This is a genomic window from Anaerobacillus sp. CMMVII (genome assembly GCF_025377685.1).
In the GTDB taxonomy this organism is placed as follows: Bacteria; Bacillota; Bacilli; order Bacillales; family Anaerobacillaceae; genus Anaerobacillus.
In genome coordinates this window covers 30,410-45,165 of record NZ_JACEHK010000015.1, presented here as the reverse complement: position 1 = coordinate 45,165, position 14,756 = coordinate 30,410, and the positions used below count along the sequence as shown (strand labels likewise).

The following is a 14,756-nucleotide window of genomic DNA, read 5'->3' as shown; positions in this document are numbered from 1 at the left end:
ACCTCACTACCAAAAGCAGTGAGGTTCTTTGATTAACTAGGTCTTTAATTGTCAGTTCTATTTCCCATTATTTTCCCTTTGGTCATGAGCAACTGTAATTGTCGCTGTAGCTTCAACAGTATTTCCAGCATTGTCAGTGGCTACATAGGTAACCGTATAAACCCTACCTTTACCATTACCATTTCTAGATGTTCGTACACTGAATTCTGTATCCCTTGTATCAAATTCTGCCCCTTGGACATCTTCATTTCCGTAAGACTCATTCACTGTAATCGATGTAAGATGTACAGTGGCAATTCCAGATACAGAATCATTTTCAACTAGTGTCACTTTTATATCTTCTAGCTTGTTGTTTGGTACGTTAAATATTGATTTATCTACGGTAACAGCTAACGTAGGTGCAGTTTTATCAACTCTCACCTCTAATGATTGAATATCTTCTTCGTTACCAGCACTATCCACACTATAAAACTCAATTTTGTTCGTTCCTTCTTCTGTCACCTCAAAGGCACTCGAATATGTCTGCCATTCGCCTTCGTTTACTCGGTACATAGTTTCACTGATATCAGACTCATCATCTGTTGCAGTAAGGGTAACCGTTACATCAGCAGTGTACCATCCATTTGTACCTTCTTGACCGTCAACAGAAGCATTCGTTACCGGTGCATCTGTATCTAATCTTGTAATAGTAATTTCTTTTTCAGCACGGTTTTGCGCTTCATCAACAACAATTAATTTTACCGTATTGTCCCCTAGGGATAACTCGTCAACAGAAGCTTCGAATGTCCCATCTTGATTTAAAGTAATAGGGAAGTTCCCTACAAAATCACCTTCACTATTTGTAAGGTCATAGCTAGCCGTTAGCTTATCATTTACATCATAGTCTAAACCAAAGACATTTCTGACTGTTGGGGCAAAATCGATGTACTTGTCAGTAATAGAGCCAGCAAAGTTATAGCTTGTGCCACTCATTCTATATTCTTCATCGGTAAAGATTTCTGGAGCAGAGTACTTAACATAAACCGGCCCAGTCCAACCAAAGGCAACGATTGCTGTTCCTAGAAGGTTTAATGTAGTGATATCAACTGTGTAAACACCCTCAGGTACCTTTTGCTGTGTTGAAGAGCCCCACGGCGTATACATTCCATTAAAATTATACGTTTTTGGTCCAACTGATGTTGAAGCTTGATTTACTAGCCAGCCGATATAGCCGTCTCCATATAATCCACCATCGGGGTTAGACGCATCCCAGAGCTCAATGTACGTTCTTCGTTGAGCAGTCCAGAAATCATAGCGAATTATTGTACTATCTAACAGTCCATCACCGTTTGGTGAAATGTCGTAGTGATCTAACGTTAAGCTCTTAAGTCCTGTTGGTGGAGCAAAATTCGCTGCAAATGGAAGAATTAAGTTCGTTGTCCCGTTTGTGATGTGGACATAACCTAAGATTTCATTTCCATTTGAACCACTACCTGCAGGAATATTTAATGTCACTTTTAATGTTTTTTCATCTGCTAAGGTAAAGCTAGACTGGTCAACTGTGACGTTAGTACTAGCTAGTGAACCAGATGCCGCCTTTGTCACCTGAACCGAGACATTATAATCACTTACATTACCAGATAGATTCTTCAAAACTACATCTCTTGTAACAGTCGTCGCTGAACCTGTCGGAACATTTCCAAACGTAATTGTTCCTTTGACATTATCATACGTTCTGTTTGAGAATGTTGTCTTATCATATGCGTAGGCTAACGCTTCTGTTGTTGCTGCTTTTAGCGGTTGAACACGTCCAGGTCCTTGGGCAAACACATCGAACCTTGCTGTATCTAATTGTTTAGCAGTATTCGAGATTGCTACTTTCAGATCAAATGGTGTCCATTCTGGATGCTGTGATTTAAGTAATGCAGCGATACCAGCAACGTGTGGAGTCGCCATACTTGTTCCTGTGTAGCGATCGAATGCCTTTGAATAATCTGCATCTGGATAGTCTTTACCATATGATGGAACTGTTGATAAAATATTTGTTCCAGGAGCTGTGACATCTGGTTTAATATCAAATACAGGATTTGCCGGTCCACGTGAGCTTGAGTTGTTAACCTCATCACCAGATGTTTTCGTATAAGTATAATTATCGAAACTTACTTGGCCTTGGCCCCCATTACCGTTCAGAGCACTTACTAATGCTAACCCTTCTTCACGCGTCATATCAAATGCCGGAATGAAGTCAAACGAATCACCAAGTCCGATATTAATATGTCCTGCTGCATTATTATAAATAATAATTCCTATAGCACCTTCTGCTTTAGCCGCAGCAATTTTATCTACAAAAGGTGTTTGCCCACGAGTTACTACTGCTATTTTTCCTTCAACATCTTTGCCGACATAATCTTTTGGTTCACCCCAACCGCCAATGGCAACTAGGTCTAAAGTACCTTGAAGAACATCTTCAGCTTTTTCTCCAAACTTCCACCCCATCAGGTTTAAGTTACTAGTAACATTAGATGTACCAACAACGGTTGTCCCTTGAGCTTTAATCACATCTTCAGGAACGGTCGTATTCCCAACTGAGATTGCAAATGCCGCTGTTGCAGGATTCCCAATTGTACCTCGACCAGAACCACTGTTACCTGTTGCAATTACCGCTGTTACACCAGCAAGTGCAGCATTGTTAATCGCTATAGCGTCAGAAGCGGTTTGGCTATTGCTACTTCCACCAAGTGATAGATTAATAATGTCCATGCCTTCTTCAACAGACTTATCGATACCGGCAATAATTCCAGAAGTCGCTCCACTACCATATGCACCTAGTACTCTATATGCATATAACTCTATTTTTGGAGCAAGTCCAATCATTCCGTAAGGATTTTTCCCTTGTGCAGCAATCGTTCCAGCTACATGAGTTCCATGTGTTGTGTAGAACGAGCTCCCATTAGAGTTAAATTCAGCTCTATTTGATGGTCGATCTAACGGAGATGTTTCATATGGATCATCAAAATCTCTTGCTCGTGCATATCCACTTGAACCCCCGATTGTATGAGGAACAAAGTTGAATCCACCCTTATATACACCTTCAAAATCTGGATGGTGATAGTCAATACCAGTATCTAAAACCGCTACTTTGACTTTTTGCCCTTCATAGCCTAAATCCCAAACGGCAGGTACATCTAAGTGAGTCACACTTTCAATGTATTGTTTAGTTCCTGCTTCGCCACTCGCAGTAGGGTTAGAAAGCGCAACTACCTCTAAATCTGGTTCAACTAAAAGTACACCTTCTAATTCTAGTAATTTCTCTACTTCGCTAGCTTTGATGGTTAGTGCCATACCATTGATGGCATTGCTGTAAGTAAAGCCTTTTTTTGCCTTTAGTCCTTTTTTCCCTAGTTCATTTTCAAATTTATCGTGTTGAGCCTTTACTTTATCCTTGACTCTCTTTTCATCTGCTTTTGAAAATCCTTTACCAGCAATCTTGCTTTTACCTTTTTCCAAAGCCACTGGAGCTTCCGATAACTGAACAATGACTGATATTTCTTCATCGCCTGTAAGATTTTGTAAATCAGGATGTAATACAGGGTCTGCACTTAATGCTGCTTTTTGTTGTGCAATTATGTCCTTCATTTGGGATAGTGCTTCATTGCTTAACTGATCTTTTAACGAGGGCCCTTCATTTGTAGCAAATCCATACGCTGGGAATAGCATTGTGAAAATGATTGTAAATATTAATAAACTATTAAAGACTTTTCTAAATTTCTTTCCCCTCATTCAACATTTCCCTTCCTATTGTTTAATTTTTAAGATCAAAACACTCTACCCTTTTACTTGCAAAAAACATCCCAATCAACAATTTTTTACTCGTTCACCCCCGAGACGACGATTTCCTGAAATCAGACGTTACTTTATAACTCAAAAAATAAGAATTGTCTGATAATTAAAAGTTTATATTATTTCTATATTTATAATATTGAATTCTTCCAACAATCATCGACAAAGTCTTAAACACTTCGTTTTGCTCGCAAAATATATTAGTTCTAATTACCCACGGTGTGTCTAACCAAAAATGACATGTTAGGACAAATAACAAATCCCTACTTTGGTCCTTTGGACAAACAAAAGAGGATTTTGTTTTTATCCATCGTAGCTTGGTGGTTGATAGCATAATTTGTAAAGTGATTTTTTTGTCAAAATTTATAATTTTTTGTAACAAGAATAGGTCATTTGTAGTAATATTAAGAAAACTAGCAGTGTTCTCAACTTAATTCAATTGCAAGAGAGGTGTTCCTTTTGACTGAAACCTTACTCATAAACTTCCTTATTCTACTTCTACCGGTACTAATCTATTTAATTTTCCTTGAAAACAAAACTACTTTTTATAATACAAAGTTTCTGATACTACTTGGAGCTATCACAACCATCCTTTGTATGAGCTACCCAATTAGACTTGAATTAGGGTTTACGTTTGATCTACGTTATTTCCCTTTTATCATTGCCTCACTTTATGGGGGATATAAGCTTGGCTTCCCATTGATTTTAGTAGTCATTGGTTACCGTATTATTGTAGGTGGGAATGGAACTATTCAATCGATCTTATTATCAATTCTTTTCTTTATTTTAGTGCCACTATTACATAAGAAATTCGTTAAATTGAGCTCGACCAAGAAGGTTTGGTGCGCAGCAATGGTTGCAGGTGGGATCATCATATTCTATCTTTCAACATTAACCATGTATTATGAAACACTAAATCGAGAGTTTTGGATTATATCCATTAACTCTTTATCAATCTACGTTATTTGTATTGTTTTTATCATGATCCTAGTAGAGAAAATCTATCATAACATGAAAAAACGGGAAGAGTTAATTCAGTTAGAACAAATGAATATCATCAATGATTTATCTGCTAGTGTTTCTCATGAAATAAGGAATCCTTTAACCGTTACCAGTGGTTTCTTACAACTTCTCAACAAATCAACGTCCTTAACATCCGAGGAAAAGTGGTACATTGATTTATCGTTAAGAGAGTTAAACCGTGCCGAAAAAATTGTCAGTGATTTCCTCGCTTTTGGTAAGCCACAATCAGTTAATATGGTATCTTCCAACTTAGAAGAGGAAACCATTTATGTAAAAAATATTATTACTCCCTATGCAAATTTGCACGAAGTCAGTTTAGAATTTAATTTCAGTAATACGCTTTTTAAAAAGCTTGATAGAAACCAATTCCAACAGTGTTTACTTAATTTATACAAAAATGGAATTGAGGCAATGAAAGACCTAGGTGGCACCTTACGTGTTGATGTTTTATCAAAAAGAAACAACATTATCATTAAAATTAGCGATACTGGAATTGGAATGACTCAAGAAGAAATCTCACGTTTAGGAAAGCCCTATTACTCTACTAAGGCTGAAGGCACTGGGCTAGGAATGCTTATGGTTTATAACACAATCAATAAGCTCAACGCAAAAATTGATGTAGAAAGTGAAAAAGGAGTTGGGACAACTTTTACTCTTACGATTCCAGCACAAGTGTAATTTGTTTTTTACAAGACTGTTTGTTAAACTTTAATCGTTCTTACTAATTGAATTGGATGGAGTGAAAGTAATGGCTGTTGATGTTTACCTAAATTTTAATGGAAACTGCCGTGAAGCAGTGGAGTTTTACGCAGATGTATTTGGTACAGAAAAACCACTAATTATGACGTTTGGAGAAACACCACCTAACCCAGAATTTCCATTGCCTGAAGAAGCAAAAAACTTGGTCATGCATACAAGACTTACGATTAGCGGCAGTAATGTCATGTTTTCTGATGTTTTCCCTGGTATGTCCTATCAGGTTGGAAACAATATTAGCTTAGCCATCGTAAGTAAGAACATGGATGAAATTAAGAATGCCTTTGATAAACTAAAAAGCGGTGGTACTGTTGGCATGGAATTACAAGAAACGTTCTGGAGCAAATGCTATGGACAAGTAACGGATAAATTCGGGACTATTTGGCAACTGAATTATGACAACGGTGAAATGAACATGTAAGACTACATAGTAAAGGGCTGACACCATCGCAAGGTGCCAGCCCTTTATTTATTCCATATATACGTCTAAAGCGACCTTAATTTTCGCTACTCACTTCTTCAATAGCTTTATATCCACCAGTTACAACAACTGGATGGAAGCCCGCGTCTCTAAGTTCTTCTGCTATCTGTATAGAAGTACTTCCTCCGTAGCAGATAATCGCAATTTCCTGATCGAAAGGCAGTTCATCATATCTCTCTGCCACTTCAGAAAAAGGTATGTTTACTGATCTCTCCAAATGAGACTCAAGAAAATCATTGGCGTAACGAATATCTAATAGGAAAAGAGAATTCAGTTGTATTGCTTCAATAAAATCTTCAGCAGAAATCATATCCAGATTTTCTTCTATTTCCTCACTACTTTTCTCCGGTAGCTCACTAATAGCTCTAGTTTCAGATGAGCTGCTACAAGCTGCTAACCCTAGGATTAAAACTACGAAAGGAATTAATAAAATGAAAAGTGAACATTGAGTCTTTTTCATTAGTTATCCCCCTATCTTAGAAGAACTTCTTGCGTTCTTCATCTATCATTGCTTTCGTTATTTCTGATTCTACCATTTCTCGTTCACTTACATTTTCATGATCATTATTTTGACTAAATCTATTAGTCATTCTATTTACGCCTATAAACAAACCTACTCCCGCTACACCTAAAACGACGAAAGGTGTCGTCCATGCCAATAGGCTGAATCCTGATTTTTTCGGCACTCTCATTCCTTCTTCACCATACATACTATAATAATAATCAATAATTTCCTCTTTTTTTTGACCTTCGTTTAATAATTCGACTATTTCTTGATAGTACATTTGCATCGTTTGACACGTTGAAATATCATGATCAGCATGCCCTTGCATAGAAAACTGTTCAGCAATTTCTTTGACTTCTGGTGAATTATTATCATAAGTCGAAGCAGTTACTGTACTGACATGAATATTTAATCCAATTATTATTAGTAACAAGAGATGAATTTTTCTCAATGCTTCTCACATCCTTTTTCGGTTATTTTCATTACTTCTGCAACTACAAATTCCTTTATGATCCCCTTTATCGTACATACAATTCGTCATTTGCGTAAATGGCTCTTTATAGCTATTTAGAGGCAAAAAGCCAACCATTCATTAACAATTAGTGACATTGAAGTGGTTTTGAATTAACTAACATTAACATTTCATTTCTCGGAAAAATCGCTTGGATCACAACGCTCAACGTAAAAAAATGAGCAGTTAGAAACAATATTACTTTGCTTCTAATTGCTCATTTCTAGTTTAAATACACCCAAAAAACAACTCTTAGTTCACGGAGATAATACTATTGGACCCACAAAGGTTTCTAACTCTGTTTGCTTATGCTTTAATTGTTTGCGATCTAATTCCTCTAATCGTTCTTTTTCAAATTTTCGAATCACGTAGATTGCAAATGTTTTAATTTCATGTTTGATGTTGTCACTACTATTTTTAGCAATATGAATGAGTGTATCTAGGATTGCTAAGAGAATTGATATATCTTCTCTACCATAATGACTAAGCTGATAAAACGTCGTATATAGTAATTGCTCAGGACTCTCTTTTCTCTTTATTAAACGTAGCTTTTTTTCGTTATCGTAATAGACGCTAAACCTGCCACGCCCACTCAAGGCCTCTAGTAAAGGAACTCGTAAAAAACGAATACAATCAATCGCCGTATTCGGATCATTTATTCCCGGTGAAATGGCCCTTAGCGCAATTTCAACCATTTTTATCAAATTAAATTCAACGTCCTGAAGTGAAGTTCGATCATCTCCTATGGTTAAATAGTCATTAATCTTAAACTTAACATTTTTTCCATGATGATAGATGGTTAAAAGCTTACTTTCACTAGTTATATAATGTCCTATATATTGGTTGACTTCAATCAAATAGTTTTTTTCTTTAGCCAGTTCATAAAGACCTTGGTAATCAATAAGTTGAATATACCCAAATTGCTCACCTGTCATTTCTTGTTTTTGAGAATATTCTGTTGGGATTTGAGGTTGCTTATCAACCTCGTCCATTGTACAATTTTTCAACACTTTCCTATCATCTTTAATTGTTTGTAACGTATCAACTGCTAATTTGTTTATTAAATTATTAACTTGGATTGAGGTTGCCACGTTATGTATGAAATAAGCAAAAAAAGCGATACAAACAAATGCAACTAGTACACCTACAGTTGCAGAAATGACTTCGTGGTCAATGGTTGTATTCCTCATAAATAGTAAGGAAACAATTGAATAGATAAATCCCCCTAAGAATACTCCCAATACTCTCATTGTTGAAGCATCCGTAAGAAAATCCTTTAATGTTCTCGGAGAAAACTGGGATGTATAGGTCGTTAATACAACCATAATCGTTGAAAAAGTGATTGTGGTCATCGTTAATAAAGCTCCAGCGATTGTTCCAAGTGTGGTTTGTGCTAAATCTACACTCGTCATTAAAAAGTCCGGAAGGTATTTATGGACATACTCATGTAACGAGCTATCTACATAGACAATTAAAATAGCAATAAAGAACGAGATGACACAATAGATACTAGGAATAATCCAAACACTTTCCTTTATTTTTAAAAGTAATTTCTTCCCCATACATTCCCTCCTCTCAGCCAAAAGTTACTGTTATCTAGCTTTACCAAAGGAGCTTTTCGTAAACATTATGACTATTAATCAATAATGTATTTAAACATTTGCAGTTTACGAACTTCACGCTATCCGTGAAGAGCCAAGCTTTGCTTGGCTACGGTCATAATGCAAATGGTAATTTGATAAGGGTGTTTTCGCATAGATTGTTGTTTTAAATAATTCAGCATAGGGAATTACACCGTGTTTGGCGGGGATCTTTTCTAACTTGCCCTTCGGCTAAGTAAGGCAAGCTATCTGATCCAACACATTAAGCTATTAAATAACAACAAAGTAAGTTTCCGAAAAGAGCTTTGTGATAAAATCAGGCTGTCGAGAGTTTCTCGACAGCCTGAACTAACTAATACTAACACTATTGTTAGTTTTTGATTATTTATATTTTTACAGGTTAACTGGCAGATTTTCCAGCTAACTTTTTCTCTTTTTTTATAGCAATCTCATTCTTCGTCTCTTTTAAGTCTTGATTAAGTGCTTTGACTAATCCATAGCACATGACTAAAACAATAAGTGTTAGAGGTAGAGCACTAACAATAATCGCTGTTTGTAATCCAACCAGACCACCTGAAGCCAGAAGGACCAATGTAGAAGCAACAAGAATAAGTCCCCACGTTACTTTTACTCGATTAGATGGGTTTAAATTCCCACCAGTCGTCAGCATCCCTAACACAAACGTTGCTGAATCCGCCGATGTAACAAAGAACGTTGTAATTAAAGCAACCGTCAAAATAGAAAGAATAATCCCAAATGGTAAATGCTGATAAACATAGAACAAGGCCGTCTCAAGTCCTTGACCTGATACATTTACACCTTGAATTAATTCTAGATATATTCCTGTTCCACCAAAAATCGTAAACCAGAGACCACAAACTACCGTTGGCACGAGTAAAACTGCTATTGTGAACTCACGGATCGTTCTACCCTTAGAAACTCGTGCAATGAACATTCCGACAAATGGGGTCCACGAAATCCACCAAGCCCAATAAAATACAGTCCAGCCTTGAGTAAAGGACGCTTCATTTCCATCAAAAGGAGATAATCGTAAGCCCATTAACGCTACATTTTGTATATAGCTACCTAAACTTGTTGTAAACATGTTAAGTAGAAACAATGTAGGACCAAGAATTAGCATTGCAAATAATAGTAATGTCGCTAATGACATGTTTATATTACTTAAATACTTAATACCTCGTGAAATACCTGTGTTTGCTGAGATGATGAAAAGAACTGTAATGATACCCATGATGATCATTTGTACCACGAAGTTATTTGGAATACCGATTAAGTATTCAAGGCCAGCATTTATTTGTTGTGAGCCAAGCCCTAAAGAGGCCGCAACTCCAAATAAAGTGGCAAAAACGGCAACAACATCAACTGTTCGACCGATTGGACCTTTCACCTTTTCACCAAGCACAGGATAGAGCGTTGCGCTCATTAGGCCTGGAGCATCTTTTCTAAACTTTTGATAGGCAAGAGCTAACGCGACAATTGCATAAATCGCCCATGCATGTAACCCCCAATGAAGCCAAGTGTAACGCATCCCGATAATTGCAGACTGTTCGGTTCCTCCCTCTCCCATTGGTGGCGAGACAAAATGAGAAATTGGTTCTGAAACTCCATAAAAAAGTAGTCCTATTCCCATCCCGGCAGAAAATAACATCGCAAACCAAGTTGGACGACTATATTCAGGTTTGGAATCATCCTTTCCTAGCTTCATTTTTCCATATTTACTAAAGATCATAAAGATAGCAAATCCAAGGAAAAATGTTGCGACTAGTTGATAAAACCAGCCAAAGGACTCTAGCATAAACCCTTGTGCTACAACCATCGCTTCACCTAATTGATTAGGGATCAGGATCCCAATTAAAACAAAGACAACGGCAATACTAACAGAAATTTTGAAAATCGACCTGTCACTTTTATCCATACCATAACACTTCCTTTCGTTTTTTTAATACCCGTTGTACAGTTTATTCTGTACGTACAGTTTCTTATTTAATTAAAACATAATTCGAAAATAAAGTGAAAAGGCATACTAGCTGATATTTCAGGGTATTTTGGGATACAAAGGAATAAGCGATAATTAACTATAAAATCTTTATTAATGCTCTAGAATAAGGTCTATTTCTTCCGATTCCTTTCTTTTTTAAACGGTCTTTTCTAAAGGCTGCCTTCACAAAAGAAAGCCCTAACTACCAGTACGTACTGTTAGTTAGGACTTTCTATCTTTTCGCTTATTAATTTAAACTTCTACTTCTTTTCCTTCTATGACAATCTCGTTTAATTTTAATGTCACTGGATTTGCAATTGTATCCCCTACCGGACAGGTTTTTTCAATAAATCTAACAAATTCAGACACCTTTTCCCTCGGCGCATCTGTTTGAATATGGATGTTGTAGCGAATTTCCGAAAATCCTCTTCGAACATCTGATATATTCGTGAACTACCCTCCACTTAGTTTTCTAACGAAAATTTGAAGTGGGGGCTTCCTAAGTAAAGATACCTAATGGTATCTAGTTGATTAGGCGATCCCTGTCGTCCCGACAGTTAATCGTAATGCTTCATTACGAAGATTCATTCCTGCGTTTACATCTCTTTGGTGATAGCTCTTACATGAAGGACATTCCCATTCACGTAACGCTAGATGTTTCACGTCTTTATTCTTGTAGCCACAACACGAACACAGCTGACTACTTGGGAAGTTTTTAGCGACTACTACTACTTGTTTGCCATACCACCTTGCTTTGTATTCAAGCATTTGACGAAATCGATACCAAGAAGCTTCACTAATGGCCTTGGCAAGGTTCTTATTCTTTGCCATGTTTTGAACCGAAAGATCTTCCATCCCAATGATGTCGTGGTTTTTGACAAGATTAGTTGAAAGTTTGTGTAAGAAGTCTGTACGAGCGTTCGTAATCTTTTCATGAATCAGAGCGACCTTTTTTCGTTGTTTGTACCAGTTGGATGAACCGATCGTTCGTCTGGAAAGAATTTGTTGAGCCCTTACTAACTTTTGTTCAAGAAAATGAAACCACCTCGGATTTTGATAGACAGTACCATCCGAAAGAGTCGCAAAATCTCTGAGACCGACATCGACACCGACAGATGAATGGGTTTCAGGAAGTTTTTCGACCTTTGTTTCTACTAAAATACTAATGAAGTATTTACCGCTTGGACTGCGCCGAATCGTCGCATTCGTAATACGACCGTTCACTTCACGACTTTTCGTAAAACGAACTAGTCCTAGTTTTGGTAACTTGATATAACGTTCCAAAACCATGATGTTCCCATTGGTCTGTTTTGTGGTGTACGACTGAACCTTGTTCTTCTTTGACTTAAACCGAGGCGCATTGGCTTGTTTTTTGTAGTAGCGAGCATACGCATCACTTAAGTTTTCTACGGATTTTTGGAGAGAAATACTATCAACTTCTTTTAGAAATGGGTACTGTTTCTTTAACAAACGAACCCCTTTTACCGAGTCGTATTTATTAAAGAATTCACCTTTCCAAGCATTTGTATGGAGCTGCCCCGATTGCTTCATTTCTTCCACGATGTACCAATAGGCATCTTTCTGTTTTTGCTTCGCAAGGAAGAAGTTAAACACGAAACGCGCACATCCAATGGTTTTATTGATGAGATCTATTTGTGACTTTGTTGGGTAGATACGAAATTTATAGGCTTTCTTTACAACCATATTTTTCACCTCACGCTCTAACCATATTATACCACGAAACAAGATCGTACGTTCTGTTTTTTTAAAAGAAAGTAGCCATTCATCCCCCACTTACTCGTAAACTCCTTGAAGTGGGGGTCTTCTGGCCAAAAATGATAAATCCATCCGTATCCAAGTCACCTTCAAGCTCACCCCACAAATGATCAAACTCAATTTTGAACTTCTTCGCATACACGCGCGCGACTATCGCTTGGCAAGCACCTAATGCAGCTAGCACAACCTCAACTGGATTCATTCCCGTATCTGTCCCACCTAAACTCTTTGGCTCATCAATTGTAATCTCAAAGTTTCTAGACTTTGCCAACACTTGCACACCTTCTTGTAAATGGGCAGACGCGGTAAAAATTGTTTTAGGCATTATCTTTACCCCCCTCCTTTTTTTACACTTTATGGAACCATTTGTATATCATCTATTATCGTACTCTGTTTGAAGAATAAAGTCTGTAGATAGTTTGTGAAGTGATGAGCAATTTATTCGATTAATACTGTCGTTTTTTCTTATATTAAACTCATTCTTTACCAGCCTTACACTACTTTTTTGACACCTCAAAAGATCAGGAAGGATACATATGAAAAAGCCTTGCTTCTAAACAGCAAGACTTCCTAACTTAACTAAACGTTGATATCCCTTCTTGAAAATACTAGCGCGGATGTCACAAAGAAAATGATCAGGTATGTACTAACATTCAACAATGAAAAATTAAGTGACATTCCCTCAAATAAAGGCCTACCGGTAAAATGTTGAGAAAGGTTCGTATTTGCAAAAAAGATATACTTGCCTTGATTTATATTGTAATGGCTAAGGACTTCCAAAATTACTTTAAAGGACATTAGTAGGAATATTGGTACTGAAACTGAAAAACACTACTTCGCGTTATGACCGACAACATCATGGCGAAAGTTCCAATCGCAACAATTTCAAAAAAGCCGAAAAGATAGTTTGCTAAAATATTCGCGATAAAGCTACTATCCAAAACAAAGATACTTGAATAAAAGAAGAGTGACCCAAAAATTACCGATGAAGCGAGATGAATACTTACGACCAATACTGCGAAGATGATCACAGCTACATACTTAGCTAGTAATATTTTTATACGATTAGCCGGTCGAATTAATAGTAGCTTAATCGTTCCTGAAGAATATTCACTAGAAACAATATCTCCTGCAATGATAATACAAAAAAAATTTAACACGAAGATAAGGTACGTGCTGATATTTAAATGATCCCAAAATGTAAAATTGGTATCCGCAAAAATGTATCTCATCACTACCGCAACTGTAAGATTTATGAAAATTAACAAGCCTAGTAACACCAGTCCTCTTGGACGTTTATAAATTTTCACCTGTTCGTTATAAACTAGATCAAAAAAGTAGTTCATAGATTACCCCTTTACCCTTGCTAAAAATGCTTCTTCGAGTGAAGCGCGAGCTTTTTCTATTCCGATAACATTCATATTTTTTTCCACCAAGAATTTAGTTAATAATGCCACATCAAGTTCAGCTAAGCGGATCGAAAAAAATCGCTACCAACCTCAACCACATGTTCTTTTAGAGGATAGGTTGCTAATACAGCATGAAGAGAACCGGGCTCTAACAGTCTAAACGTATATAGGCTATTCTGATGTTCATCTTCTCGAAATTGATCAATTTCCCCCTGCGCGATAATTTCCCCTTGGTCAATCATTAAAATGCTATCACAAATCATCTCGATTTCAGCTAAAATATGACTAGAAATGAGAATAGCTATTCCTTGATTAGACAAAAGCTTTAAATGCTTCCTAAGATCCTGAATACCCGATGGATCTAACCCATTTGTCGGTTCATCCAACAATAGTATGTCAGGCTGATGAAGCAGTGCTTGGGCCAAACCAAGTCTTTGTAACATCCCCAGTGAATAGGTAGCTACCTTGTCATCGATATAATCAGACATTCCTAATAGTTCTACCACTTCTTCAAGTCTCGCTTCTGATACACCTGGAGTCATCCTCCGATATTGCTGCAAATTATCGTAACCCGAAAGATATTCATACAACTCGGGATTTTCAACAACTGCCCCTAACTTCCCAATCGCTTTTTCATAGTCCGCCTGAATATCGTAACCACCAATGCTAACTCTACCTTTTGTTGGCTTTAATAATCCAACTATCAATTTTAACATGGTTGTTTTCCCTGAACCGTTTGGGCCTAATAAGCCTTTAATTTCTCCTCTCTTAAGCTGAAAAGAGACATCATCAATAATCGTCGCTTTCCCGAGTGTCTTAGAAAGATTAATAACTTCTAATATTGCATCTTCTCCCATTATCGAAAACTCCTTATTT

10 protein-coding genes and 2 pseudogenes are annotated in these 14,756 nt (G+C 37.0%); 2 read left to right on the top strand and 10 right to left on the bottom strand.

What is annotated here, in order from left to right; genetic code table 11:
• Positions 1 to 57 precede the first annotated feature (57 nt).
• Positions 58 to 3,759: a S8 family serine peptidase gene (locus tag H1D32_RS17455; RefSeq protein ID WP_261179550.1), complete on the bottom strand. Its 3,702-nt coding sequence runs from the start codon at positions 3,757 to 3,759 to the stop codon at positions 58 to 60.
• Between the two features lie 519 nt (positions 3,760 to 4,278).
• Between H1D32_RS17455 and H1D32_RS17450 the strand changes: the two genes are divergently transcribed.
• The gene (locus H1D32_RS17450; protein WP_261179549.1) at positions 4,279 to 5,520 is read left to right on the top strand and encodes an ATP-binding protein; all 1,242 of its coding nucleotides are present in this window, start codon (positions 4,279 to 4,281) and stop codon (positions 5,518 to 5,520) included.
• Between the two features lie 70 nt (positions 5,521 to 5,590).
• The gene (locus tag H1D32_RS17445; RefSeq protein ID WP_261179548.1) at positions 5,591 to 6,019 is read left to right on the top strand and encodes a VOC family protein; all 429 of its coding nucleotides are present in this window, start codon (positions 5,591 to 5,593) and stop codon (positions 6,017 to 6,019) included.
• Positions 6,020 to 6,095: 76 nt separating this feature from the next.
• Here H1D32_RS17445 and H1D32_RS17440 read toward each other — a convergent pair whose 3' ends face one another.
• From H1D32_RS17440 to H1D32_RS17400, 9 genes and pseudogenes are all read right to left on the bottom strand, one after another.
• Positions 6,096 to 6,539: a rhodanese-like domain-containing protein gene (locus tag H1D32_RS17440; protein WP_261179547.1), complete on the bottom strand. Its 444-nt coding sequence runs from the start codon at positions 6,537 to 6,539 to the stop codon at positions 6,096 to 6,098.
• Positions 6,540 to 6,555: 16 nt separating this feature from the next.
• Positions 6,556 to 7,035 (bottom strand): cytochrome c-type biogenesis protein CcmH, encoded by a 480-nt coding sequence (locus H1D32_RS17435; protein ID WP_261179546.1) that lies wholly within the window; start codon positions 7,033 to 7,035, stop codon positions 6,556 to 6,558.
• 317 nt (positions 7,036 to 7,352) lie between these two features.
• Entirely contained in the window at positions 7,353 to 8,657 is a 1,305-nt protein-coding gene (locus H1D32_RS17430; protein ID WP_261179545.1) for a DUF2254 domain-containing protein, read from the bottom strand.
• A gap of 439 nt (positions 8,658 to 9,096) precedes the next feature.
• Positions 9,097 to 10,632 (bottom strand): glycine betaine uptake BCCT transporter, encoded by a 1,536-nt coding sequence (locus tag H1D32_RS17425; RefSeq protein ID WP_261179544.1) that lies wholly within the window; start codon positions 10,630 to 10,632, stop codon positions 9,097 to 9,099.
• Positions 10,633 to 10,947: 315 nt separating this feature from the next.
• Positions 10,948 to 11,148, bottom strand: a pseudogene (locus H1D32_RS17420) (OsmC family protein); the annotation flags it as partial.
• 78 nt (positions 11,149 to 11,226) lie between these two features.
• The gene (gene tnpB, locus H1D32_RS17415; RefSeq protein ID WP_261179990.1) at positions 11,227 to 12,399 is read right to left on the bottom strand and encodes an IS200/IS605 family element RNA-guided endonuclease TnpB; all 1,173 of its coding nucleotides are present in this window, start codon (positions 12,397 to 12,399) and stop codon (positions 11,227 to 11,229) included.
• Positions 12,400 to 12,532: 133 nt separating this feature from the next.
• Positions 12,533 to 12,796, bottom strand: a pseudogene (locus H1D32_RS17410) (OsmC family protein); the annotation flags it as partial.
• Positions 12,797 to 13,268: 472 nt separating this feature from the next.
• Positions 13,269 to 13,817, bottom strand: a complete 549-nt coding sequence (locus H1D32_RS17405) for an ABC transporter permease (RefSeq protein ID WP_261179543.1) — start codon at positions 13,815 to 13,817, stop codon at positions 13,269 to 13,271.
• A 122-nt stretch (positions 13,818 to 13,939) separates the two neighbouring features.
• On the bottom strand, positions 13,940 to 14,737 hold the full coding sequence (locus H1D32_RS17400; protein WP_261179542.1) for an ABC transporter ATP-binding protein: 798 nt from the start codon (positions 14,735 to 14,737) through the stop codon (positions 13,940 to 13,942).
• Between the last annotated feature and the right edge of the window lie 19 nt (positions 14,738 to 14,756).

Coding starts and splice junctions, on each gene's coding strand:
- H1D32_RS17405 (WP_261179543.1), bottom strand. CDS start 13,817: ATGAACTACTTTTTTGATCTAGTTTATAACGAACAGGTGAAAATTTAT.
- H1D32_RS17440 (WP_261179547.1), bottom strand. CDS start 6,539: ATGAAAAAGACTCAATGTTCACTTTTCATTTTATTAATTCCTTTCGTA.
- H1D32_RS17400 (WP_261179542.1), bottom strand. CDS start 14,737: ATGGGAGAAGATGCAATATTAGAAGTTATTAATCTTTCTAAGACACTC.
- H1D32_RS17445 (WP_261179548.1), top strand. CDS start 5,591: ATGGCTGTTGATGTTTACCTAAATTTTAATGGAAACTGCCGTGAAGCA.
- H1D32_RS17455 (WP_261179550.1), bottom strand. CDS start 3,759: ATGAGGGGAAAGAAATTTAGAAAAGTCTTTAATAGTTTATTAATATTT.
- H1D32_RS17430 (WP_261179545.1), bottom strand. CDS start 8,657: ATGGGGAAGAAATTACTTTTAAAAATAAAGGAAAGTGTTTGGATTATT.
- tnpB (WP_261179990.1), bottom strand. CDS start 12,399: ATGGTTGTAAAGAAAGCCTATAAATTTCGTATCTACCCAACAAAGTCA.
- H1D32_RS17425 (WP_261179544.1), bottom strand. CDS start 10,632: ATGGATAAAAGTGACAGGTCGATTTTCAAAATTTCTGTTAGTATTGCC.